Source organism: Corticimicrobacter populi (genome assembly GCF_003123725.1).
GTDB classification, from domain to species: Bacteria; Pseudomonadota; Gammaproteobacteria; order Burkholderiales; family Burkholderiaceae_B; genus Corticimicrobacter; species Corticimicrobacter populi.
Genome location: NZ_QETA01000002.1, coordinates 525,362 through 547,758, shown reverse-complemented (window position 1 = coordinate 547,758; position 22,397 = coordinate 525,362). Strand labels below are relative to the sequence as shown.

Here is a 22,397-nt window from a genome sequence, read left to right as displayed (position 1 = left end):
GGTGTAATTGGCCCCCTCTGCGGGATGGCCTTGCCGCCGGTGATCCGGCTTTGTTGAACAACGATCTCTATCTCATGACGACAGCCTGTTATGGTGATGCAGGGGCCCACCCGTGAAAGGTGCGTAGCCCGTTCCGAAAATCATGCCGGCATCAGCCAGATCGGCATCCTCGACCACGCCCACCTCAAGCTGCAGCCGGACCTGGTCGGCCAGCACACGGGCCAAGCCGGCCGCCAGCAAAGCTGGATCATTCCCGGCCCCGGCAACGCGCGGCATGTGCCCGGCATCCTTGACGACCTTGCCATCGCGCCAGACGTAGAAACCACGTTCGTTCTTGCGTCCCAGGTGTCCCCGCTCGATCCGTTGCAACAGGCAACGGGGCGGCTCGGCATCGGGTGCCAATTGACGCCCTGCCGCAAGCGCAACATCGAGACCGACGGTATCGGCCAGTTCGATCGGTCCCATCGGCATGCCAAAATCGGTCATCGCAGCATCGACAGCGGCTGGACTGATACCTGCATCCACATGGCGCATGGCAGCCAGCATGTAGGGAGCCAGGGCCGCATTGACGAGGAAACCCGGCGCGCTGTTTACAGGCAAAGGCAGTTTTCCGATTTGCCCGACGAACCCGCAGGCTCTTGCCACCGCAGCCTGGTGCTCGGCATCGCCATCACGCGCCCCCACGACTTCGACCAGCGGCATGCGGGCCACCGGGTTGAAGAAATGGATCCCGATCAATCGCTGGGGACGTTGCAGCACGGTGCGCAGCGTCTCGAGCGACAGGCTGGACGTATTGGTCGCCAGCAATGCATCGGGCCGCATCCTTGCTTCGACCTGCCGATAGAGTGCCTGCTTGGCCTCCAGGTTTTCACTGATGGCCTCGATCACCAGATCGGCACGCGCCACGCCATGCCCGTCTACATCAGGAATCAGTCTGTCGAGGGCTGCCTGAATCCGCCTGCGGTCCTTCAGACGGCGCGTATATAACTTGCCCGCCCGTGCCAGCGCCGGTGCAATGCGCTCGACATTCTGGTCCTGCAGCGTGACGCTCAGCCCCTGAAGCGCACACCAGGCTGCGATATCGCCCCCCATCACGCCGGCCCCCACCACATGCACGTGGCGAACAGCTCGCATCCCGTTCGGTTTGCCCTGGCTCTTGAGCCGCTCCTGCAGCCGATAGACCCGCAACAAGTTGCGGGCCGTGTCCGACGACAGGATGGACTCAACCAGATCCGGAGCCTGCAGGGCATTGCCATCATGCTCGGCCCACAGGGCCAGGATGGCACGGGGCGCAGGATAGTGTCCAAGCGGGTCTTTGCTGTCGAGTTGCCGCGCCGCCTGCCAACGTACCAGCCGCTTCAGCGGCCAGGCATTCATCCAGGCACGCCAGCCGCTGACCTTGCGCACCCGCTTGCCCGACAACACCCATTGCCTTGCCGCTGCATCGCGTACTCGCAGCGGCACGCAGGCATCGACCAGTCCCAGCCGTGCCGCCCGGCGTGGATCGATGCGACGACCGGTCAGCATCATGTCGAGCGCCGCCTGAACGCCAACCACCCGGGGCAACCGCTTGATACCGCCCCAGCCCGGAAAAATACCCAGCATGACCTCAGGCAGTCCCAGCGCAGCACTGGCATCCTCCACGGCCAGCCGATAGCGGCACGCCAGGGCCAACTCCAGCCCACCGCCCAGGCAGTGTCCCTGGATCAATGCCAGTGTCGGATAGGGCACCGCCGCCAGCCGCTCGAAAAGCTTCCAGCCACGCGCCACCAGCGCCTGCGCCGCAGTGCCTTCACCCAGATCGGCAAACTCATCGATATCCGCGCCGACGATGAAACCGGTGTCCTTGCCCGAACGAATGATGAGCCCGGCAGGCGGTGCCTGGTCCAGGCTGTCCAGGACGGCTGCAAGCTCGGCCATGACATCGGCCGACAATGCATTGACGGCACTGCCGGCCCGGTCCAGGGTCAGCCAGGCAAGGCCCTGCCCGTCACGGTCGATCCGCCAGTTCCGCCAGCCGCCAGCCGCCGCCGCAGGCAATGTCTGTACTGTCGCCATCATGCCGCCTCCTGTTCGACCAGTTGTGCCGGCCCGACCGGATCGTCGCCCAGCGCCTCGACCAGCATGGCACCGCCCTGTCCCCCACCAATGCAGATCGAGGCCATGCCCAGCTTGAGTCCACGGGCCTTCAAAGCATGCAACAGGTGCAACACGATGCGCGCCCCCGATGCGCCGACCGGATGGCCCAGCGCAATCGCGCCGCCATCGACATTGAGCCGACCCTGGTCCAGAGTGCCCCATGCCGGTGTGCCGAGCTGTGCCTGACAGTAGTGCTCGTCCTGCCAGGCAGCCAGACACCCCAGCACCTGGGCAGCAAACGCCTCATTGATTTCCCACAGATCCGGCCCGTCCAGCCCCAACTGCTGGCGCTGCAGTATAGGGGTGGCGGCATGCACGGGTCCCAAACCCATGCTGGCAGGATCGAGACCTGCCCATTGCCGATCAACGATACGGCCCAGCGGCTGCAGCCCCCAGCGGGCAACGGCGTGCTCGGAAGCCAGCAACAGCATGGCGGCTCCATCGGTCACCTGTGAACTGTTGCCTGCTGTAATACTGCCGCCCACGCGGTCGAATACCGGCTTGAGCCGTCCCAGTCGCTCCAGGGTCGAATCGGTTCGGATGCCATCGTCTTCCAGGTAGCACTGGCCCTGCCGGTCGATCAGCGGAGCAAGCTCGGCGGCAAACTCACCCGCCGACCTGGCCGCCTGCGCGCGCTGGTGGCTGCGCTCGGCATAGGCATCCATGCTTGCGCGGCTGATGCCGAACTGCATGGCCAGGTTTTCGGCCGTCTGCCCCATCGACAGTCCAACGACCGGATCGGTAAGCCCCTTGAGCAGGCCAATCACCGGCTTGAGAAATGCGGGACGAAAACGCCCCAGTTGACGCAGCCTCTGTCCGGTGGAGCGGGCTGCCATCCAGTGTGCCAGCCAACGCGTCATGTCTTCGGAAAACAGCAGCGGCGCATGTGACAGCGCATCGACGCCACCTGCCAGGACAAGGTCGGCACGTCCGGCCTGAATATTGGTCATGGCAGAATCGAGCGCCTGCATCCCGGAGGCGCAGTTGCGCATGACCGTCCAGCCCGGGACTTTGGGCCCGCAACCCAGACGCAGGGCAATGACCCTGCCTATATTGATCTCGTCGGGCGATGGCGCGGCACAACCGACAATGACCTCGTCAAGATCTTCCGCTGAAAACGACTGTCGCAGCAACAATTCGCGCCCGGCCTGCACGGCCAGATCGGCGGCGGAGAACGGCCCCGGGCCCGTCCGGACCTTGAGAAAGGGCGAACGTGCGCCATCCACGACATAGACTGGCTGAGTACTCATGCCTGGCCTCCTGGAGGCGTGCTGTCAGTCGACAACACATCGAACGGAAAGTCATCGACCCGGACCACGGTATCCCTGAGGGTATCACGCCGCCGCAGCACTGCATATTCGTCATCCGTCAGCGCACCTGCCGCATGGGCGGCTTCGGTCATATCGCGCACATTCGCCAGGGGGTTGCCCGCCAGCAGTCCGCTTTTGTCGATCTGGCGCAGCTTGGCCTGCGCCTCTTCGGCAGCCAGCGTAGCAGCCAGGGCCATTTCGATGGCACCGACGGGCTCATCCGCCGTAGCCGGCAGATAGCAGTCACGGGTCAGTCTGTCACGCGCCGGCCCCGGCTCGGTCAGCAGACGGGCAATTTTCTGCCCCAGCCGATCATCGGGCACAGCAAACGGCAATCCCCAGAAAAAGACCCATCGACGCAGGACAACCGCTGCCAGCCTGTTGGGAAAATTGCGCAGCAGGCCATCCATGGCTGTCTGTGCCCGAAACAGCGCATCCTGCACCGCCCAGTGCAGCAAGGGCAGATCATCACCCTGGCGTCCTTCGTCCTCATAGCGCTTGAGTGCCGCACTGGCCAGGTACATCTGCGACAGGACATCACCCAGCCGGGCCGACAGGCTTTCACGGCGCTTGAGACTGCCACCCAGGATCAGCATGGACATGTCCGACAGCAGGGCAAACGCACTCGACACCCGACTCAGTTGCCGATAATAGTGTCCAGTCGCCGCATCCGCATTGCTCGGTTGTGCGGCCCAGCGTCCGGCGGTCAGCCCATGCCAGCCTGCCCGCAATACGTTACTGATCACGAAGCGGACATGGCCCCAGAAAGCGGCATCGAAATCGTGCAGTGCCTTTTGGGGCGAAGGTTCGCGCACTGCCTGCATTTCAGCCAGCACATACGGATGACAACGTGTCGCCCCCTGGCCAAAAATGATCAGGCTGCGGGTCAAGATATTGGCCCCCTCCACCGTGATACCGATGGGAATCTGCTGATAGGCACGCCCCAGGAAATTGGATGGCCCCAGGCAGATCCCCTTGCCACCGATCACGTCCATGCCATCATTGACCACCAGGCGGGCACGCTCGGTCACGTGGTACTTGACGATGCCGGAGGCCACCGAAGGTTTTTCCCCAAGATCCACTGCACCCGCCGTCATGGTACGGGCGGCCTCTGCCACATAGGCGTGGCCACCGATGCGGGCCAAGGCCTCCTCGACGCCCTCGAAACGTCCGACCGGCACGCCGAACTGGCTGCGTACACGCGCATAGCCGCCGACGGCACGCGCCGTCATGCGTGCCATGCCCGCATTGGAAGACGGCAGTGATATGGATCGCCCGGCCGCCAGACACTCCATCAGCATACGCCAGCCCTGGCCGGCCATTTTGGGTCCGCCAATAATGAAATCCAGCGGCATGAAGACATCGTGCCCACGTGTGGGCCCATTCATGAACATGGCATTGAGCGGAAAATGACGGCGGCCGGTTTCCACGCCAGGGTGATCGGACGGCACCAGGGCGCAGGTAATGCCGATATCCTTCTGATTGCCCAGCAGGCCCTCCGGGTCGTACAGCCTGAACGCCAGTCCGAGCAGCGTGCAGACCGGTGCCAGCGTGATGTAGCGCTTGTCCCAGGTCACGCGCATGCCCAGCACTTCGCGCCCCTGCCATTCTCCACGGCATACGACGCCATAGTCGGGTATGGCGGCCGCATCCGAGCCCGCCCAGGGGCTGGTCAGCGCGAAGGCCGGAATTTCATCGCCGTTCGCCAGCCGGGGCAGATAGTGGTTTTTCTGGTCATCGGTCCCATAGTGCAGCAGCAATTCGGCTGGCCCCAGGGAGTTCGGCACCATGACCGTCACGGCCAGCGCCGACGAACGCGTCGACAGCTTGGTCATGACCTCCGAGTGCGCATAGGCGGAAAAACCCAGCCCACCGAAAGACTTGGGAATGATCATGCCCAGGAAGCCTTCTTTCTTGATGTAGGCCCAGGCTTCGGGTGGCAGGTCGCCGGTCCGGTGCGTGATCTCCCAGTCATCGACCAGGGCGCAGGCCTGCTCGACCTGAAGGTCCATGAAGGCGCGTTCTTCCTGTGTCAGTTGCGGCTTGGGAAACGCCAGCAGCTTGTCCCAGTCGGGACGCCCCCGGAACAACTCACCTTCCCACCAGACCGTGCCCGCCTCCAGCGCATCACGCTCGGTATCGGACATCTGCGGCAGGATGCGCCGGAACTTGCCCAGCAACGGCCGGCTCAGCAACGACTTGCGAATCGCCGGGATACCCAGTACGACCGCCCCCACCACGACCAGCAACAACACGATCCATCCAATGACTTGCATGATTCCGTCTCCTGCCTGTTATTAGAATGAGGGTTACTGCAAGGGTGCCCGCAGCCCTCCGAGCAAGAACCGCATGAGGCGTGGCAGCAGTTGCCGCTCATCTTCGGCCGGGTCGTCGGCATTCGACTGCCACCCCATGACCGCACGCAGTTCTTCGGTACCGGTCAGCGCAAACGACGAAGCCCCCAGCATGAACTGAAAACGCCAGACGATCTCATCCTGCGGCACGCCTGGCAGTGCCTTGTGGAACGCCTGTTTGTAGCGCTCCAGGACATCAGCCGACTCTTGCGCGAACAGGGTCCGTATGAATGCAGTCGGCTCCGTCATGGAGCGCTCCAACAAAGGCCAGATTCCGGCCCGATCCTGGCGTGCCATGCGAATCAGTGTGCCAAAGAAAGCATCGACAATCTGGGAGGGCTTGACCGCCTGCCCGCTGGCCTCGGCCTGGCGTTCCAGATTTTCGAGCAAGCGCAGCCGCTCCTGATTCAGGGCAGCCAGACGGCGCCTGAGCACAGCCTGCACCAGCCCCTCCTTGGAGCCGAAGTGATAGTTGACCGCTGCCAGGTTGACGCCAGCCAGCGTCGTGATCTGTCGCATGGACGTGGCCTCGTGCCCCTGGCGGGCGAACAGCGTTTCTGCGGCCTGCAGGATGGCATCGGGTGTGGATGCCGCCTGCGGGGTTGTCTCCTCGATGACTGTCGACATGTCGCGCCACCTTCTATTCAAACGTTTGTTTGAATTATGGACGGGCATCGTGCCTGCAACCATGATGGTTTACCCTGATCGTGGCGAATGCATAGCGGCCATCACTTGAGAGAAGTCAACAATCGACCGTATCGCAATGTCATAATGAATGCTTGCAAATCACAACAACGACATGAAGGTGACTATGAAAATCGTATTGCTGCCCTACGATGGTTCCGAGCCCGCCAAGCGCGCGCTGGAGTACCTGACCAATTTTGCCAAGGAACACTCCAGTTTCACGGTCCACATCCTGAACGTGCAGCCTGAACCGCGCATGTACGGGCGCGGCCGTACCTCGATCCTGATCGACGTGCTCCAGCAACTGCGCGACGATGCGCGTGAACATGCTGCCGAAATCGCCGAAGAGGCAGCCGTTCAACTGCGGGCGGCGGGCCTCGAGTGCACGACGCACGCCAGCGTCAGCCCCGACACCGTGCATGAGGTCAACCGGATCATCAAGGAAAACGGCTGCGACACAGTAGTAATGGGCACGCGCGGCATGGGTGGCCTGGGCAACCTGTTGCTCGGTTCGATGGCGACCCAGGTCATCCACAGTGTGGATATCCCGGTCATGCTGATCAAATAATTCAGTTCTGCGCCGGTGCGACAGGTCGTGCCGGCGCTTTCACCCACCACGCAGCCAGCCAAGCAACCGCCATCAGTCCTACCAGCACGGCAAATGGCATGTAGCGATTCTGTTCGTACAACAGCGTACTGCCCAGCGGTGCGATGATCGCGCCCATCCCCTGGGTCGAGGCGATCAGGCCAGCAACGGCCCCCTGTCGTGCCGGGCCGACACTGAGCGATGCACCCGACATATAGCCAGGGAACAGCATGCCGGCCCCCATCCCGATCAGCACATAGGCCGCATAGTAGGCCGCTTCGCTCTGCGTCAGCAGCATGACCAACAAGCCTGCCGCAACCAGGGGTGAACCGGTCAGCGCCATGCAACGGGACTGCCACTTGAGATAGCGAATCTGGACAAACTGGGTCACCATCAGCGTCACGCCGACCAGGGTCAGCGAAGTCGCCAGCATGCGGGCCGTCTGCGTGCCCGTCAGCCCCAGTTGATCCTGGAAATAGAAGCCAGCACTGATCTGCAGGGTGACGATGGTGGTCATGGTCATGAGGCCGATGAGCAACCAGCCTCGCACATCCGGATCGAACGGACTGATCTTCTGGACAAGCCCCGCCTGCCGCACTGGCGCATCCGGCAATACCCGGCCGATCACGAAAAAGGCCAGCAGCGGCAAGATCACCACCAGCAACAATGGCCAGATCAGCCCGAACATGGCCAGTATGCCTGCCAGCGCAGGCCCGACCACCATGCCGACACCATTGGCGGCACTGATCAGCGCCATGCCGGAGCTACGTTCCTGCGGCGTGGTGACATCGGCCATATAAGCCTGGGACGCCGATGGCACCGCCGGCAGAAATGCACCCACCAGAGCCCGAGCCACCAGCAGGGCAGCAAACAGACCCACGCCGACCAGGGCACCACTGAACCCCAGCCAGACCACAGTCGTGAAAATTGCATAAGAAAGGAACAGGCCCAGGAATCCCGCCAGGATGACCGACTTGCGGCCGAGCCGGTCGCTGCGTCGCCCCCAGAACACACCGATCAGCGCCATCACGACTGAACCGATACTGACCATCCAGCCCCCCTGACTCTCGCTCAGGCCCAACTCGCGGATCAATGGTGCCAGGATGGGCAGGATGACCGTCATGGCCAGCCCGGAAAAGCAGATGCTGAGGAAAATGGTGGTACGCACCCGACGGCGCTGGGCGTCGGGAGAAACAGCCTGGTTCATGGCAACCCTTTGTGATCAAGCGGGAATATCTCGCATTTTCATTATAGCCAAGCCAGCCATGTCGGCATTTTGGGACTTGTTTGCGCCGACACAAAGACAGCATGCCCCCTCTCGGGCCTAATGACATGGACAGGGTGCCTGCAGCAATGCGCCCTGCTCCGGAGAAATCGCATGCCATTACCCCTGTTTTCCTCCCGTGTCAGCCTGATGCTGGTGCCTGCATTGGCAGCCTTGCTAGCAGCTTGCAGCCCTCCGGTGGCCGAACCTCCCGCGCCGGATCTGTTCATTCGGGTATCGGCGGGCACGGTCGATATGATCCCCGTTGGCGAATTCCTGCAAAACGGCATGCCCACGGTACCCGAGCGCCAGCAACTGCAGATCGCCCAGGATATCGAGATCATGCGTCGGCAGGTCAGCCAGGCCGAATATGCCCGCTGCGTGCAAGCACAAGCCTGTCGCAAGCTGGACAAGCAGGAGCAGCAAGTCGAACCGCGCCCGGACCTGCCCGTCGTGGGTGTCAGTTGGGAGGATGCCACGGCCTATGCAGACTGGCTATCACGCGACACTGGCCAGCTCTATCGGTTGCCCACTTACGAAGAGTGGGCCTGGATCGCGGGTAACCATTATCGCGAAGACACGCCACTCTCGCCGTTCGACCCTCAGAATCCAGCCCGTCGCTGGCTGGAGGAGTATCAACAGGAAATCTCGCGCAGCAGGACGACCGACGACAAGGCCCCACAGCCATTCGGGCATTTCGGTGCCAACGAACATGGTATTCAGGATCTGGGCGGCAACGTCTGGGACTGGACCGACAGCTGCTACACACGCTATGCCGTCATGGCAGACCAATCGGTCATGAGGCTGGGCGAGAACTGCGGCATCCGCGTGCTGGGCGGGGAGCACCGCAGCTATATGACGGACTTCATCCGCGATCCGGTGAGCGGAGCCTGTTCGGTCGGTTTGCCACCTGCCAACCTGGGATTCAGGCTGGTTCGGGATGCCGTGAACCCTGGGCACCCTCGGCGTAACGGATAAGCTCGTCGGGCTGGAGAACGATCACCCGCTTGCGGGCATTTTCGACGATGCCGCGCTCTTTCCAGAGACTCAGAATGCGGCTGACTGTGTGCAGTGTAGTACCGGTCATCTCGGCAATATCCTGCCGGGTGATCGGGAAGTCGATTTCGATGCGACCTTCATCAGAAGTGCGGCCGGACTGGTCCAGCAGGCGCAGGATGGCACGCGCCACGCGCTGCTCGACTTCCTCAGTAGAAAGCTCACGAATCCGGCTGTGCGCGCTCTGCAGGCGCTGGCCTACCGTCTGCAAGGCATTGCCGGTCAATTGGGGGTTGGCCGCCACCATGCGCTCCCATTCCGACGACGGCCAGGCCAGCACCAGGCTTTCCTGGACCGCCAGGACGGTCGCGGGATAGTCAGGACGGCGCATCATGCGCGCGATGCCGAAAACATCCCCCGGGCTGACGAAGCGGACCACGACCTGCTCACCCTCGGCCGTGGCTTGTACCACCTTGAGGGTGCCATGCAACAGGATGAAGAAATAGCCGGCCAGTTCACCCTGCCGGTAGACGGCATCGCCAGGCAGCAGTCGGCGAGGCTGGGCATGTTCCAGCGTGCGGTCCAGTTCATCGTCGGACAGTGCCCGGAACATTTCCATGTTCTGGATGAGCGAGCGGTGCAGTTTAGGTGCTGTCATCGCAGATGATGCCAAAAGTCGTTGATACAGCAGAAAATTTTATCACGCACTGCTCATATTATGCGCAACATTGGTTATGGTATTCCCTCAAGACAGACAATCTGCAACCAATTTGCGTTACAACAATGAGTGTCAGCGCACCGTAAGGTGTAATGAACCCGTCAGACTCATTGCATGCACGACAACACCGCAAACAAGAATCGTCGGGTTGCAGACCATGCAGGTAGTCTTGTTACCATGACTTTGCGGATGGAGCTTTATCATGGAAAGACGTTCGTTTCTCAAGACTGCCGGACTGGGCGCAATGTCCGCCGGCGCACTGGCCGCTGTTACCACGGCTCCTGCTCGTGCCGCTGCGGCACCGACCCCGGCTCGCACAGCCGAAGAAATCGCCAAACTGCCCCACGTGAAGGCACACTTGGTCGCACCGCCTTTCGTGCATGAGCACGAGCAAGTCGCCACTGGTGGCCCCAAGGTCGTGCAGTTCCGCATGGAAATCGAAGAAAAGAAAGTCGTGGTCGACAATGAAGGCACGACCCTGCAGGCCATGACCTTCAATGGTTCGCTGCCCGGCCCGACCATGGTCGTGCACGAGGGCGACTACGTCGAACTGACGCTGGTCAACCCGGCCAGCAACGCCATGATGCACAACGTCGACTTCCACTCCGCCACTGGCGCACTGGGCGGTGCCAAGCTGACCAACGTCAACCCTGGCGAGGAAGCCGTACTGCGCTTCAAGGCAGACCGCCCCGGTACCTTCGTGTATCACTGCGCACCAGAAGGCATGGTGCCCTGGCACGTGACCACCGGGATGCACGGCACGATCATGGTGCTGCCGCGCGAAGGCCTGAAGGATGCCGATGGCAATCCGCTGCACTACGACAAGGTGTACACGATCGGTGAACTCGATTTCTACATCCCCAAGGACGAAAACGGCAAGTTCAAGGATTACGCCAGCGCGGCTGAAAGCTTCCCGGAAACGATGGAAGTGATGAAGAGCCTCACGCCGTCGCACGTTGTGTTCAACGGCAAGGTCGGCGCACTGACGGGCGAAGGTGCCATGAAGGCCAAGGTCGGCGAGACGGTGCTGTTCATCCACTCGCAAGCCAACCGCGACACCCGTCCTCACCTGATCGGTGGTCACGGTGACTGGGTCTGGGAAACGGGCAAGTTCAACAACCCGCCCGAAAAGGACCTCGAGACCTGGTTCATCCGGGGTGGCTCGGCCGGCGCTGCGCTCTACACCTTCAAACAACCGGGTGTGTATGCCTACGTCAACCACAACCTGATCGAAGCCTTCTATCTGGGCGCTGCCGGTCACGTCGTGGTCGAAGGCGACTGGAACAATGACCTGATGACGCAGGTCAAGGCACCGGGTCCGATCACCAGCAAACCCTGGTAATCGCGTATCCGAAGGCTGGCGCGGCCGCCGTCTCCCACAACAGGGAGCGGCGGTCGCGTCGCATCTCAGGCTCGGGCGAACACACCGCCGAGACAACGGCCCCCGATAAGGATCGCTATCCAGCCAACCTGCCGCGCAGCCAGTCAATCAGCACAAACACCGCCAGGCTCGCCCCCATCACCGGCAGGCACCATGCCAGGATGATAGCCAGCAACAGCACGCCTCCCTTCCAGGGCAGCGACAATGCCTTCCAGGCATGCCCCAGAGTCTGCCCCGGCACCGGCACCGCAGGCCGGCGACTCCACCACATGCGGTAGCCCAGCACGATCATGAACATGAGTGCAATCCCCATGGATGCCATCAGCACTTGATTGACAACGCCAAAGAGAACGCCCATGTGCGCATCGATGCCCCAGCGAATCAGCTTGGACACCATCGGAAATTCGGCAAAATCGGCACGGCTGGTCACCTGCATCGTCGCGGGATCCACCGCCACGGTATCGACCTGAGTCGGCCAGCTCCGATCGATTTCGCTGATCCTCCAGGCCTGCCGGTCATTGCGGGGGGGACGTATTTCGAGCATGCCGGCATCGATACCGGCGGCACGGGCTGCCGCCAGTACCGCATCCAGTTGGGCGGCCTCGCCTGCAGGCGCATGTAGAACATGAGACGGCACGGAGGTGTGCCCACTGTGCCCGCCATGTTCCGCATGGATCATGGCATTGTCATGGGACGCATGGCCTTCATGCCCCTCATGGCCTTGTTCATCGTGCCCATCATGCCCTTCATGCCCGGCATGTGGGTCCGTCAGCGCGGGCGCATCGACCGGCCTGTCCAGCGCCACGGTGATGGCCGGGGTGATCCACCCCATGTAGTTGCGCAGCATATCCACCCGCTCCCCGGCCCAGCGCGACCAGGTCAGCCCGGTTGCCGAGAAGAACACCAGCCCGAGCGCCAGCCACAGTCCGATCAAGGCGTGCAGGCGACGACGCCGCAAACGGGGGCTGCGTGTTGCCACGCCAGCCTGGTTGCGCCGGCCTCCCTGCCACCACAGGAACAGTCCGCCCAGAACGGCAATCCACAGCCAGGAGGCAGCCAGTTCACTGTAGTTGCGCCCCAGGTTGCCGAACAGCAGGTTGCGGTGCAGATAATCCAGAGTCATGCGCAGCGGCAGGATGCCACTGGTACCGTAGACGATCTCCTCGCCCAGCACGGTCAGGGTTGCAGGATCAACAAATACGGCACGGGTTTCGGATTCCCCCAGGCCTGGCTGGGTAAACATCACTCGCGTGGTCGCCCCCGGAGCCGGCGCTGGCCGTATCGCAAACAGGCGCGGGCCCTCGCCGACTGACATGCGCGCAGCCGCGACCTGACGCGCCAGCGGCTGTGGCGGACCTTCAGCGTCACTCTGCAGCACATCGGCATAGACATACTGTTCGAGTTGAGGCGTCAGTACATAGAGCGTACCCGTCAGGGCGGCAATGAAAATAAACGGGCCGACGAAAAGACCGATATAGAAATGCATGCGCGTCACAAATGCGATCAGCGCATGCCTGCCGGGATTCAGGGTTTTCATGATTCAAATCTGTATCGATACGGTCGCACTACATGGCAACCGGAGCAGAAGCGCCATTGCAGGCAGTACGGGAATGGCCGCGATTCTAGCATCGGCTCCCGGTGTCTTTACGCCCATATAACCAGGCCAGCTTCCCCGCCCGGGCGACCGGCATTTGCTATAGAATTAGTCCCGATTCTCATTTGCATAAATAACCATGCCGCTGCCGCCCCCTCTGTCCAGCCATGATGCGGAGCATGCCGCCACACTCTGGGTTGCTCATCAGCCCTGGCTGCTGGCACGCCTGCAGCAACGGTTGCGCAATCATGCGGAAGCGGAGGATGTCGCATCTGAAACCTTCGAACGCATCCTGCATACGCGACGGTTGCGTAGCCTGCACGAGCCCCGTGCCTATCTGACCACCATTGCCAAGCACATCCTGCTGCGCAACTGGCGGCGGCGCGATCTGGAACAGGCCTGGCTGGAAGCACTGGCCCAGTGCGCCCCAGCATGCCACCCGAGCGTCGAGGAGCGCGCCATCCTGCTGGAGTCGCTGACACGCATCGACCAGGCACTGGAGGGCATGTCGCCAAAAGGCCGGACCGTGTTCCTGCTGAGCCAGCTCGATGGCCTGACCTACGCACAGATTGCCGACCGCATGGGCCTTTCCATCAGCATGGTCCGCAAATACATGGCCCAGGGTCTGCGCCAGTGCATGCAGGCCATGGACCAGCAGGCGGCAGGCTGACGCAGGATGCCGCATCGCATGCCTGCCAGCCCGACCCGCACCACGGACGAAGACAGTGCCATTGAGTGGATGGTAGAACTGCGTGCCGGCGACATCACACCCGACACACACCAGGCCTTCCAGCGCTGGCTGGACGCCCGCCCCGAACATCGGCAGGCCTGGCAGCGGCTGGGCGGCGCACTGGAATACGCCTTTGGAGATCTGCCTCAGGTACCACGCCAGGCAGGCCTGGATGCCGGCACCGTCGAGGCGACGTTGCGACAGGCCGAACAACACCGGCACCAGCGTCGGCGTCTGCTGCGCAACGCCCTGATCCTTGCCGGCACGGGTATTGGCCTGGGCTGGCTGGTACCACGCACGGCTTTACAGTTGGGCCTGGCCCCTGATCTGCTGGCCGACCTGCATACCGGCACCGGCGAACGCCGCCGCTATACCTTGCCCGACGGCAGCCTGCTGACGCTGGACGCCCGATCCTCGGTCGACCTGATCTTCGACGCTACCCTGCGTCTGGTCCGCCTGCGCCAGGGACAGTTGATCGTCAGCGTCCAGCCTGGACAGACTGCGCCTTTCATTGTCGAAACGGCCCAGGGGCAGGCGCAGGCACTGGGCACGCGCTATCTGGTCAGGCAGGAAAGCGACCTGACCCGGGTTGACGTACTCGCACACCGCGTAGCTGTGCGCCTGCGCGACCACGAAGCCTCGCAGATACTCGAGGCCGGTCAGGGAATATTGATGCGTGCACAGACATTCGAGCGCCTGCCCGAGAGCGGCACACAGCAACCTGATGCCTGGCTGCACGGACAGTTCATCGCCCACGATCGCCCGCTGTCCGACGTGATCGATGCCCTGCGTCCCTATCACCGCGGCTTGCTGCGTCTCAGTCCTCAGGCTGCCGCGTTGCGGGTTACGGGCAACTACTCACTGGATCATCCACGCGCCACGCTGACCGCACTGGCCGAGACGCTGCCCCTCGACATCAAGACATATGCCAACGACTGGATAATACAAATAGATACAAACTTATCCTGAAATCAGGGTGTCACTTCTGGCACCTCGTGACTCATGACAGACAAAGGCCTTGAGTTTTTCCTGTTCACACGATTTCCGGGATGAAAATGTCTATCGTTCTGTCACTGAAACCCTTGCCGTTGGCACTGGCGATCTCGCTGCTGGCTGCACCGGTTCTTCTCGCCCCTGGGCCGGCCCAGGCCCAATCTCCCGGCAACCCGGCTGATACTGCCGCACGCCAAGGACCACAGGTTCGCCATCCATTCAACCTGCCGGCCCAGCCACTGGCACACACGCTGACGCAGATCGCCGAAGCCGGCCAGGCCAGGCTGTCACTCGATGCGACCCTCGTCCGCAACTTGCAGGCTCCCGCAATCCGGGGTGAGCTCTCGATGGAAGAAGCCTGGCGCACCGCTTTGTCTGGTACGGACCTGGCGATCCGGCGTACCGGCAGCGGAGCCTGGACTGTAGAAAAAGGCCTGCAGGACAGCGTGACGTCCTTGGCCCCCATCATGATCCGGGGTGCCCATCCCGCCACGACCGAGGGTTCAATGTCCTACACGACTGGCAGCATGAGTACGGCTACTAGGCTGCCGCTCTCTATCCGGGAAACACCCCAGTCGGTTACCGTCATCACCCGGCAACGGATTGAAGACCAGGGGCTGGGCAGCCTCAGCGATGTCGTGCAGGCGACCCCGGGACTGACGCTGACCCGATGGGGAGGCGAACGCTACCGATTTACCTCGCGCAACTTCCAGATCAATACACTGATGGTGGATGGCCTGCCGATCCAGTATGAAGAAGCCGCGCTTTCCACGGGTGCCCTCTCCATGTATGACCGGGTCGAAGTCATGCGCGGCGCGGCCGGCCTGATGGAAGGTGCAGGCACACCGGGAGGTTCGATCAACCTGATGCGCAAGCGACCAACCGATGCTTTCCAGGGAGAATTCACCGCCAGCGCAGGAAGCTGGGACAACGGGCTGGGCTCCCTGGACATGGGCGGCCCGATCAATGAAGCCGGCACCCTGCGCGGCAGGACAGTCCTCAGTTATCAGGACAAAGGTTCCTTCATCGACGAATACCGCAACAAGCGGACATTGTTCTATGGCATTCTGGAGGCCGATCTGACCCCGTCGCTGACAGCCACGCTGGGGGCTTCCTACAGCAAGGAAGACAACCCCGGTGTCGACTGGAATGGCCGGGGCACCTGGCCCGATGGCCGCTTCCTGGGCATCCCTCGTTCGCAACGCATGAGTCCCGACTGGTCTTACTGGGACCGCAGGAGCACGACGCTTTTTACCGACATCGAGTATCGGCTGGACAACGGCTGGATCGCCAGGGCAGCGGCCACAACCCTCGACAGCAGGATGTCCATGCTGGGCACCTTCATCCGGGGCAATAGCGTCAATGCCCAGGGACAGCCCGTCATCGATCTGGGCGGTGGTGCCTACAAGTACGATCGCACCCAGCGCAGCCTCGATGCCTCGCTGAGCGGCCAGTACGAACTGTGGGGCCAGTCTCATGATTTTGTCCTGGGTGCCAGCTACCGGCGCAGCCGCTGGAATGATACCGGCGGGCCTGCCACGCAAAACGGTAATTTCACGATTGGTACCTTCAATCCGCTGACCGGCATGCCGGACATCGCCATGCCCCAGATCGGCTGGGGCTTGTGGTCACGTCAGGCGAGGATGACCCAGACCAGTGCGTACGGATCAACCCGGGCACACCTGGGAGATGCCACTCACCTAATCCTGGGAGGACGTCTGGATTGGTATGAAAACGAGCAGATCCAGTATGACGGTGACTGGCCCTACGGTGGCACCAAACAGAAGGCCACTCGCCGGTTTACGCCCTACATCGGACTTATCCGGGATTTGGATGAACATCATTCCGTCTACGCCAGTTGGACCAGCATCTTCAATCCGGAAAGCTACCCATCTGCTGACGGCGGCACGCTGCCGCCCCAAGTCGGGCACAACTACGAGTTGGGCCTGAAAGGCGAATACCTGGATGGTCGCCTCAATGCCAGCATTGCCGTCTTCCGGATCGATCTGGAAAACCTGCCCGATGAACTGCCCATCATCGCCTGCGTCCAAGGGATGAACAGTTGCTATCAATCGGCAGGCAAGGTACGCAGCCAGGGCTTCGAGCTTGAAATCGGTGGAGAACTGCTGCCGGGCTGGCAGCTAGCAGCAGGCTATACCTATGCTTCGGCCAAACGTCGCAGCGATGCCTCCGGCTACGATCCCATCGGTACATACACCATGGGCAAGCGTTATGCCACCAATATCCCGCGCAGGCAATTCAAGCTGTCGACGACCTATCGCCTGCCTGGAGATCTCAACCGCTGGCGTATCGGGGCCAGTCTGCACGCCCAGGACGCCATTTCCAGCCCGTGGGGCCCCAGGCAGGACGGCTATGCCACGGTGGGTCTGCATGCCGGCTATAGCGCCAGCCGCCAGCTGGACTTCGGCCTGAACATCAACAACCTGTTCGATCGAAAATACTACAGTAACATCGGATCCCACACGGATGCGAATTTCGTGGGCGACCCGCTCAACGTCCTGCTGACTGCCCGCTACAGGTTCTGATCACCTGGATGCGCACTGGCCTGCCCAAAATCCTTGAGCAGGTCACCACGACCACTGCAAAATGAATGTCGATACACCCTAACCATGCGGCCACGGTGCCGCCGGCACCAGCACGCCTTTGACATCATGCGGTTCGGCACGCAGGTACTGGGGCGCGACCGGCACCGTCCGACCCAGTGCCGCGGCGGCATGCCAGGGCCAGCGAGGGTCGTACAGCACACCCCGGGCAATGCCGATGGCATCGGCCTGCCCCTGGTCGAGAATGGCCTGCGCATGATGGGGCTCAGTGATCAGGCCCACGGCAATCACCGGCGTGCCGACCTGCCGGCGTATCTCCTCCGCAAACGGCACCTGGTAGCCGGCATGCAACGGGATCTGCTGCAACGTGCTCAAGCCGCCACTGGAAACGTGGATGAAATGGCTGCCCCGCTGCTCCAGTTGCCGGGCCAGCTCTATGCTCTGGGCTACATCCCAGCCCCCCTCGACCCAGTCGGACGCCGAGATCCGCACGCCAACGGCTCGCGACGCGGGCACGGCAGCTCGCACTGCATCGAACACCCGCAGGGTCAGGCGCAGCCGGTTCTCGAGCGTCCCGCCGTAGTCATCCTCGCGCCGGTTCGCCAGCGGCGACAGGAACTGATGCAACAGGTATCCATGCGCGGCATGGATCTCAATCACCTCGAAACCCAGCGCAGCAGCACGGCGGGCGGCAGCGGCGAAGGCCTGGACGATATCGTCCAGATCGGACAGACTGGCAGCCTGGGGGGCGGGCCCATCCGGCAGAAATGGCAGGGACGAAGGGGCAATGGTCTGCCAGCCGTGCGGATCACCGGGTGGCAGCGGCAGGCCGCCTTCCCAGGGACGCGCCACGGAAGCCTTGCGGCCGGCGTGTGCCAGTTGAATACCCAGCGGCACATGGCTGTAGCGACGCACCGAAGCCAGCACGCGTGCCAGCGCAGCCTGCGTAGCATCATCCCACAGACCAAGATCGGCCCAACTGATGCGGCCACATGGCTCGACTGCCGTCGCCTCAAGTATCAGCAGGCCGGCACCGGACTGAGCAAGCCCCCCCAGATGCTGCACATGCCAGTCGGACGCCAGGCCATTTTCGGCCGAATACTGACACATGGGCGCGATCACGATACGGTTGGGAATCTCGACCGGCCCAAGTGTCAGGGGTGAAAACAGGGATGTCATGCCAACGCTCCGTCAGAATGAAAAAAGGTATATCGACTATAGAAGCAAATCGTAGCCGGCGGTCATGACGATCCGGCACAACCTCATTCCATCTGCTCATATCCCGGGAGAAGCGCCTGGTAAATGCCTCAATGGCGCAAAAAGACCGCTTGTGTTACAAACGACGCATACCGTTTCGGTTATGCTCACTTTTCCTCAACTTGTCCGGAAGGACGATGTCAGATCCCAACTCTAGCGGGGCGGATACCGCCCAATCCTCCAAATCTCCCAAGCCTTCCCTGCTGGACCGGCTCCAGAACATGCTGCGGCGCGAGCCCAGCGACCGTGAAGGTATCAAGAACCTGCTCGATGACGCCCGCGCCCGCGAGCTGATCGACGCCGAGTCCTACGCCATGATCAAGGGGTCGCTCGCCATTTCGGAGCTGACCGTCGACGATGTCATGGTGCCGCGTTCGCGCATGGACATGCTCGAAGTCACGCAGCCGGTCAATGAACTGGTTACTACCATCATCGAGACGGCGCACTCGCGTTTTCCCGTCTACGAAGATGATCGCGAAAACATCCTTGGCATTCTGCTGGCCAAGGACTTGCTGCGCAGCCTGCTGGATCCGGATCAGGATATCCGGACCCTGTTGCGGCCGGCCATGTTCGTCCCCGAGACCAAGCGACTCGACGCATTGCTGCATGATTTCCGTCGCACCCGCAACCACCTGGCTATCGTCATCGACGAGCATGGCGGCATTTCGGGACTGATTTCGATGGAAGACGTGCTGGAACAGATCGTCGGAGCCATCGAAGACGAATACGACGAGGACAGCGAGCAGACCATTTTTGCCGAATCCGACAGCCGCTGGCGTGTCCTGGCCACGACCGATATCGACCAGTTCAATGCCTCTTTCGGCACGGACTTGCCCGAGGACGAATACGACACCATCGGTGGCTGGCTGGCGAGCGAACTCGAGCGCATTCCCCAGCGTGGCGACCAATGCGAGCGCGGCAACCTGACCATCGAGGTGATCCGCGCCGACAGCCGGCGGGCATTGTGGCTGCGTGTCCAGCGCAACCAGCCCGGACTCCAGCCTGCGCCGGACGCCTTACCCCACGACTGACCTGAAACAACGAAACAGAAGCATGCGCACACTCCTGCTGATCCTGATTGGCGCTTTGTGCGCGCTGAGTTTTGCCCCTGGCCCACTGCCAGCCAGTTTGCTGTCGGTACTCAACCTCCTGTGCCTGGCCTTCCTGGCGCGTCTTGTCCTGCAGGCCCGCTCGTCACGACGGGCGGCTGCCGATGGCTGGGGGTTCGGCACCGGCCTGTTCGGTGTCGGCCTGTACTGGCTGTACATCAGCATGCACGATTACGGCAACATGCCCGCTGCCCTGGCAGGGCTGGCTGTATTCGTACTGGCAGCCTTGCTGGCGTTGTATCCGGCACTGGCCTGCTCACTGACGCGCCTGCTGGCAGGCGCTGATCCCCTGCGCCGCCCCATGACTGCAGCCTTTGTCTGGGCGGCCTGCTGGACAGGCGCAGAATGGCTGCGCGGCACGGTGCTGACAGGATTCCCCTGGCTCAATGCTGCCTATGCCCATGTCGACAGTCCCTATGCCGGCTGGGCCCCGGTCCTGGGCAGCTATGGCGTTGCATTCATGGCAGCCCTGAGTGCGGCAGCTCTGGCTCTGCTGACCTTGCCAGCCGAACCCCGCTACGGGCAACGCAACGGCAGCACACGCAAGCTGAGCCCGCTGCTCATCGTATTTCCCGTCCTGCTGACTGGCTGGTGGAGTCTCTCCAATCGCTGGGCAGAACCTTATGGTGCCCCCCTGCAGGTTCGGCTGGTCCAGGGCAACATAGACCAGGGCGTCAAATTCAACCCCGAGACACTGGCCTCAACACTCGCGCATCACCAGCAACTCAGCCTGAACCCTTTCCCTGCAACTCCGCCGGAACTGATCGTTCTCCCCGAGACTATCGTGCCGGCCTTCCAGAACCAGATTGATCCGGCGCTGTGGGACGACTGGCGCATGCTGGCTCGCTACACCGGCGCAACCGTCATCCTGGGTGCGCCACTGCTTGATCCTGCCAGCGGCGAATATGCCAACAGTGTCATCGGCATCGACCGAGACACCTCCCATGAGGCCCTGCTGGCTGGCCGTCCCGACATGCGCTACGACAAGCGTCACCTGGTGCCTTTCGGTGAATTCGTCCCGCCCGGTTTCCGCTGGCTGGTCGACAGCATGCGCATTCCGCTTGGGGATTTCACCCGAGGCACGACCGCACAGGCCCCTTTCCCGCTCAAAGGACAGTACCTGGCCCCCAACATCTGCTACGAAGACGTCTTCGGCAACGAGCTGCTGCCTGCCCTGCAGCCAGATGCAGCAACCGGAACACCAGGTGCCACGATTCTGGTCAATGTCAGCAACCTGGGATGGTTCGGCGATTCATGGGCCCTGCGCCAGCATCTGCAGATCGCCCGCATGCGTGCGCTCGAAACCGCCCGCCCCATGCTGCGCGCCACCAATACCGGTGTCACGGCCGCCATTGACGACGGTGGTGTCGTGATCGGCCAGTTACCGGTCTACGAAGCAGGCGTACTTGATGCCCAAATACAGGGCATGACGGGCCTGACACCCTATGCCCGCTGGGCCGATCGACCCGTGCTCATCCTGTGCGGACTGATCCTGGTGCTGGCCCTGCTGGCACGCCTGCGCCGGCGCGACTGATCCTGCAACCGCGACGCGCCTTTATAGCCTGTTGAAAGGTCGGCAGGCGCGTTCATTCAATCTGGAAATAATCTTTCAATTTCCCGGTATTTCACCCTGGGCGCAATTCTGCCTAAGCTGTCGGCATCCGATTCCCGAATATCCGATACCACGGCCTATCACCATGACAGAACTCCGCTCGGGCATCCTGCCCTACTCCGGCCCCTCGCGCTGGAATATCGACCAGATCGTCGCTGAACTTTATACGGTACGTGCCCGCTGGCGCAGTCGCCAGCAACGCAACCAGGAAGAAACCAACCGCGAATTTCCCTCACGCGAGGTGCTGCGCCGACTGGTCCAGCAACTGACCGGGGCGCTCTTCCCGATGCGCCTCGGCCCGGCCGACCTGAAGCAAACCCGCGAAAACTACTACATCGGCCATACACTGGGCACGGTGCTTGACGAACTGCTGGCACAGGTAAAACTGGAACTGCGCTATGCGGCTCGCCATACCGACCCCACGCCCGAGGAGGAACAGCGCGCCGTGGATATCGTGGCCGACTTCGCCGCGCAATTGCCGGACCTGCGTGCCCTGCTGGATACCGACGTGCAGGCCGCCTTCGACAACGACCCGGCCGCACGCAGCGTGGACGAGGTCCTGCTCTGCTATCCGGGCATCACCGCCATCATCCACCACCGTCTGGCCCATGCCCTGTATCGCCTTGGGGCCCCCCTGGTCGCCCGCATCGTGGCCGAGATCGCCCACGGCGACACCGGCATCGACATTCATCCGGGCGCGGCCATCGGCGGCAGCTTTTTCATCGATCACGGTACCGGGGTGGTCATCGGCGAAACCACGGTAATTGGTGAGCGGGTCCGTCTTTATCAGGCCGTCACCCTCGGAGCCAGACGTTTTCCGACAGACCAGAACGGCGTATTGCAAAAGGGCGTTCCCCGCCATCCGGTGATCGAGGACGATGTGGTGATCTATGCCGGAGCCACGCTGCTGGGGCGGATCACGGTAGGAAGCCGTTCGGTCATTGGCGGCAATGTCTGGCTGACGCACAGCGTCGATGCCGACACGCACATCACGCAGAACAGCCTGCTCAACACACCTGCTGCCGAGATCCTGGCTGAGCCTGCAGGATGAGTGCGTGCGAGGCGACACACAGTAAATTCTGCCCGGGCGGTCGATAGCGCCGCAC

General features: G+C 62.3%; 17 protein-coding genes. 9 read left to right on the top strand and 8 right to left on the bottom strand.

Annotation, left to right across the window (positions count from 1 at the left end):
* Nucleotides 1-72: 72 nt before the first annotated feature.
* Genes DD235_RS07840 through DD235_RS07825 form a run of 4 tightly spaced genes read right to left on the bottom strand, consistent with a single transcriptional unit; the run spans nucleotide 73 to nucleotide 6,430 of the window.
* On the bottom strand, nucleotides 73-2,061 hold the full coding sequence (locus DD235_RS07840) for a 3-hydroxyacyl-CoA dehydrogenase NAD-binding domain-containing protein (RefSeq protein WP_239990076.1): 1,989 nt from the start codon (nucleotides 2,059-2,061) through the stop codon (nucleotides 73-75).
* The gene (locus tag DD235_RS07835) at nucleotides 2,058-3,389 is read right to left on the bottom strand and encodes an acetyl-CoA C-acetyltransferase (protein ID WP_109061470.1); all 1,332 of its coding nucleotides are present in this window, start codon (nucleotides 3,387-3,389) and stop codon (nucleotides 2,058-2,060) included. The genes DD235_RS07840 and DD235_RS07835 overlap by 4 nt, the downstream gene beginning before the upstream one ends.
* Complete coding sequence (locus DD235_RS07830; protein WP_109061469.1) at nucleotides 3,386-5,725, bottom strand: acyl-CoA dehydrogenase; 2,340 nt, start codon at nucleotides 5,723-5,725, stop codon at nucleotides 3,386-3,388. The genes DD235_RS07835 and DD235_RS07830 overlap by 4 nt, the downstream gene beginning before the upstream one ends.
* Before the next feature lie 33 nt (nucleotides 5,726-5,758).
* The gene (locus tag DD235_RS07825) at nucleotides 5,759-6,430 is read right to left on the bottom strand and encodes a TetR/AcrR family transcriptional regulator (protein ID WP_109061468.1); all 672 of its coding nucleotides are present in this window, start codon (nucleotides 6,428-6,430) and stop codon (nucleotides 5,759-5,761) included.
* Between the two features lie 184 nt (nucleotides 6,431-6,614).
* On the opposite strand from DD235_RS07825, the gene DD235_RS07820 reads away from it, so the two are divergent.
* Nucleotides 6,615-7,055 carry a universal stress protein gene (locus tag DD235_RS07820; protein ID WP_162300441.1) on the top strand — a complete coding sequence of 147 codons (441 nt, stop codon included), beginning with the start codon at nucleotides 6,615-6,617 and terminating at the stop codon, nucleotides 7,053-7,055.
* Between the two features lies 1 nt (nucleotide 7,056).
* On the opposite strand, the gene DD235_RS07815 is transcribed toward DD235_RS07820, so the two are convergent.
* Complete coding sequence (locus DD235_RS07815; protein ID WP_109061466.1) at nucleotides 7,057-8,280, bottom strand: MFS transporter; 1,224 nt, start codon at nucleotides 8,278-8,280, stop codon at nucleotides 7,057-7,059.
* Between the two features lie 171 nt (nucleotides 8,281-8,451).
* Here DD235_RS07815 and DD235_RS07810 point away from each other — a divergent pair, with 171 nt between their 5' ends.
* Nucleotides 8,452-9,315 carry a formylglycine-generating enzyme family protein gene (locus tag DD235_RS07810; protein ID WP_162300440.1) on the top strand — a complete coding sequence of 288 codons (864 nt, stop codon included), beginning with the start codon at nucleotides 8,452-8,454 and terminating at the stop codon, nucleotides 9,313-9,315.
* Here DD235_RS07810 and DD235_RS07805 read toward each other — a convergent pair.
* Nucleotides 9,263-9,991, bottom strand: a complete 729-nt coding sequence (locus DD235_RS07805) for a Crp/Fnr family transcriptional regulator (RefSeq protein WP_109061464.1) — start codon at nucleotides 9,989-9,991, stop codon at nucleotides 9,263-9,265. The two genes, DD235_RS07810 and DD235_RS07805, sit on opposite strands and share 53 nt — an antisense overlap.
* Nucleotides 9,992-10,253: 262 nt before the next feature.
* On the opposite strand from DD235_RS07805, the gene nirK reads away from it, so the two are divergent.
* Complete coding sequence (gene nirK, locus DD235_RS07800) at nucleotides 10,254-11,393, top strand: copper-containing nitrite reductase (protein WP_193519577.1); 1,140 nt, start codon at nucleotides 10,254-10,256, stop codon at nucleotides 11,391-11,393.
* A gap of 115 nt (nucleotides 11,394-11,508) precedes the next feature.
* Here nirK and DD235_RS07795 read toward each other — a convergent pair whose 3' ends face one another.
* Complete coding sequence (locus DD235_RS07795) at nucleotides 11,509-12,969, bottom strand: PepSY-associated TM helix domain-containing protein (protein WP_109061463.1); 1,461 nt, start codon at nucleotides 12,967-12,969, stop codon at nucleotides 11,509-11,511.
* A gap of 196 nt (nucleotides 12,970-13,165) precedes the next feature.
* On the opposite strand from DD235_RS07795, the gene DD235_RS07790 reads away from it, so the two are divergent.
* The 3 genes from DD235_RS07790 to DD235_RS07780 all read left to right on the top strand — a co-directional run bounded on the left by DD235_RS07790 (nucleotide 13,166) and on the right by DD235_RS07780 (nucleotide 17,295).
* Nucleotides 13,166-13,696 (top strand): sigma-70 family RNA polymerase sigma factor, encoded by a 531-nt coding sequence (locus DD235_RS07790; RefSeq protein WP_109061462.1) that lies wholly within the window; start codon nucleotides 13,166-13,168, stop codon nucleotides 13,694-13,696.
* A gap of 18 nt (nucleotides 13,697-13,714) precedes the next feature.
* Nucleotides 13,715-14,725, top strand: coding sequence for a FecR domain-containing protein (locus tag DD235_RS07785; protein WP_162300439.1), 1,011 nt, complete (start codon nucleotides 13,715-13,717; stop codon nucleotides 14,723-14,725).
* Nucleotides 14,726-14,805: 80 nt separating this feature from the next.
* The gene (locus tag DD235_RS07780; protein WP_109061460.1) at nucleotides 14,806-17,295 is read left to right on the top strand and encodes a TonB-dependent siderophore receptor; all 2,490 of its coding nucleotides are present in this window, start codon (nucleotides 14,806-14,808) and stop codon (nucleotides 17,293-17,295) included.
* Nucleotides 17,296-17,373: 78 nt separating this feature from the next.
* Here the strand turns inward: DD235_RS07780 and DD235_RS07775 are convergent, their stop codons facing one another.
* Complete coding sequence (locus tag DD235_RS07775) at nucleotides 17,374-18,492, bottom strand: NADH:flavin oxidoreductase/NADH oxidase (protein WP_109061459.1); 1,119 nt, start codon at nucleotides 18,490-18,492, stop codon at nucleotides 17,374-17,376.
* 215 nt (nucleotides 18,493-18,707) lie between these two features.
* On the opposite strand from DD235_RS07775, the gene DD235_RS07770 reads away from it, so the two are divergent.
* The 3 genes from DD235_RS07770 to epsC all read left to right on the top strand — a co-directional run bounded on the left by DD235_RS07770 (nucleotide 18,708) and on the right by epsC (nucleotide 22,342).
* Nucleotides 18,708-19,601 (top strand): HlyC/CorC family transporter, encoded by an 894-nt coding sequence (locus DD235_RS07770; protein WP_109061458.1) that lies wholly within the window; start codon nucleotides 18,708-18,710, stop codon nucleotides 19,599-19,601.
* A gap of 22 nt (nucleotides 19,602-19,623) precedes the next feature.
* Entirely contained in the window at nucleotides 19,624-21,213 is a 1,590-nt protein-coding gene (gene lnt, locus DD235_RS07765; RefSeq protein WP_109061457.1) for an apolipoprotein N-acyltransferase, read from the top strand.
* A 163-nt stretch (nucleotides 21,214-21,376) separates the two neighbouring features.
* On the top strand, nucleotides 21,377-22,342 hold the full coding sequence (gene epsC, locus DD235_RS07760) for a serine O-acetyltransferase EpsC (protein ID WP_109061456.1): 966 nt from the start codon (nucleotides 21,377-21,379) through the stop codon (nucleotides 22,340-22,342).
* Nucleotides 22,343-22,397 lie beyond the last annotated feature (55 nt).